3 protein-coding genes are annotated in these 2262 nt (G+C 31.9%); all 3 read left to right on the forward strand.

Annotated features, from left to right (window positions below):
- Window positions 1-830: UDP-3-O-(3-hydroxymyristoyl)glucosamine N-acyltransferase (locus Q0352_RS13565; RefSeq protein ID WP_299528382.1), on the forward strand; the 830-nt coding region annotated here is incomplete at its 5' end.
- A gap of 84 nt (window positions 831-914) precedes the next feature.
- Window positions 915-1787 (forward strand): succinate--CoA ligase subunit alpha, encoded by an 873-nt coding sequence (sucD, locus tag Q0352_RS13570; RefSeq protein WP_299528383.1) that lies wholly within the window; start codon window positions 915-917, stop codon window positions 1785-1787.
- 107 nt (window positions 1788-1894) lie between these two features.
- A partial coding sequence (locus tag Q0352_RS13575) for an SDR family NAD(P)-dependent oxidoreductase (protein WP_299528384.1) occupies window positions 1895-2262 on the forward strand: 368 nt, incomplete at its 3' end.

The raw sequence follows: 2262 nt of genomic DNA on the forward strand, positions 1-2262 counted from the left end.
CAGGATGTAATGAAATTCATGTTGTTGAAGCAGGAGATATAGTTTTCGTAGATCATCCAAAATATTATGACAAAGCTTTAGAATCAAAAGCAACTGTAATATTAATTAATAAAAAAGTTGAATGTCCTGTTGGAAAAGCGTTGCTAATATCCAATGACCCATTTACAGATTTTAATAAATTAACAAAACATTTTAATCCTTTTAAAGCTTCAAATTCTTCAGTTTCATCAACAGCCATTATTGGAAAAAATACGATCATACAACCAAATGTTTTTATTGGAAATAATGTTGTAATAGGTGAGAATTGTGTTTTTCATCCAGGCGTAGTTATTTACGATAACTGCATTATTGGAAATAATGTGACTATTCATGCAGGAAGTATTTTAGGTGCTGATGCTTTTTATTATAAAAAGCGTGTAGAGGGATTTGATAAATTAATATCAGGTGGAAGTGTAATTATCGAAGATAATGTAGATATTGGAGCTCTTTGTACCATAGATAGAGGTGTTTCAGGAAATACAACTATAAAAAAAGGAACAAAAATAGATAATCAAGTACAAATTGGTCATGATACTATAGTTGGTGAAAAATGTTTAATTGCTTCACAAACAGGAGTTGCAGGCTGTGTTATTATTGAAGATGAAGTAACACTATGGGGCCAAGTAGGAACAAATAGTGGTATTACCATTGGAAAAAAGGCTGTAATTTTAGGTCAAACAGGTGTTACAAAATCAGTGGCTGGTGGGAAAACTTATTTTGGGACTCCTATTGATGAATCAAGAAAAAAGCTAAAAGAAATGGCTCAAATAAAACAATTAATTAAAAAGTAAAAAATTTACTTTTTTTATAATCAGAACTTAGAAAAAAATTACTTTTGTAAGTATTAAATATAATCAATATAAAAACAAACTTCAATGAGCGTTTTAGTTAATAAAAATTCAAAAATAATTGTACAAGGTTTCACAGGTGGAGAAGGTACTTTTCATGCAACTCAAATGATTGAATACGGTACTAATGTTGTAGGAGGTGTAACTCCAGGTAAAGGAGGGCAAAAGCACTTAGATAGACCTGTTTTTAATACTGTACAAGATGCCGTTGAGCAAGTAGGAGCAGATACTTCAATAATTTTTGTACCACCAGCATTTGCTGCTGATGCAATTATGGAAGCTGCTGCAGCAGGAATAAAAGTAATTATTTGTATTACTGAAGGAATTCCAGTTGCTGATATGGTAAAAGTTAAAGCTTATATTGATAATAAAGATTGCAGATTAATTGGACCAAACTGCCCAGGAGTAATTACAGCTGAAGAAGCTAAAGTTGGTATTATGCCAGGTTTTATTTTCAAAAAAGGGAGAGTTGGAGTTGTTTCTAAATCAGGAACTTTAACGTATGAAGCTGCTGATCAGGTTGTTAAAAAAGGATATGGAATTACAACAGCAATCGGTATTGGTGGAGATCCAATTATTGGAACAACTACTAAAGAAGCTGTTGAATTGTTGATGAATGATGATGAAACTGATCTTATTGTAATGATTGGTGAAATTGGTGGTCAACTAGAAGCAGAAGCTGCACGTTGGGTAAGAGCTACCGGAAATAAAAAACCAGTAGTTGGTTTTATTGCTGGTCAAACTGCTCCAAAAGGTAGAACAATGGGTCACGCAGGTGCTATTGTTGGAGGTGCTGATGATACTGCACAAGCTAAAATGGCAATATTAAGAGAAAATGGAATTCATGTAGTAGATTCTCCAGCAAAAATTGGAGAAAAAGTTGCTGAAATATTAGGATAAAAATTATTTCTAACAATATTTAAAAGCTTCCTTTATGGAGGCTTTTTTTATACAAATGTGTATATTTGATTTATTGAAAATTTAAAAATGTACGTAAAAATTAAAATATGAAACTTTTAGAAAATAAAACAGCATTAATTACAGGTGCAACAAGAGGAATTGGAAAAGGAATTGCAGTAACATTTGCAAAACAAGGTGCCAATGTAGCTTTCACATACAGTTCGTCTATAGAAGCGGCTCAAGAGCTTGAAAAAGAGTTGGAATCATTTGGTGTTAAAGCAAAAGGTTACCAATCTAATGCAGCAAATTTTGATGCGGCTCAGGAATTAGCGGCAGATGTTTTAAAAGAATTTGGAACTATTGATGTATTAATAAACAATGCAGGAATTACTAAAGATAATTTGTTGATGCGTATTTCAGAAGCAGATTTTGATAGTGTAATTGAAGTGAATTTAAAATCGGTTTTTAATTTAAC

It is taken from the genome of uncultured Lutibacter sp., assembly GCF_937891065.1.
In the GTDB taxonomy this organism is placed as follows: Bacteria; Bacteroidota; Bacteroidia; order Flavobacteriales; family Flavobacteriaceae; genus Lutibacter.

Bases quoted from the DNA above. Each gene is read 5' to 3' on its own strand.
- sucD (WP_299528383.1), top strand. From the start codon at position 915: ATGAGCGTTTTAGTTAATAAAAATTCAAAAATAATTGTACAAGGTTTC.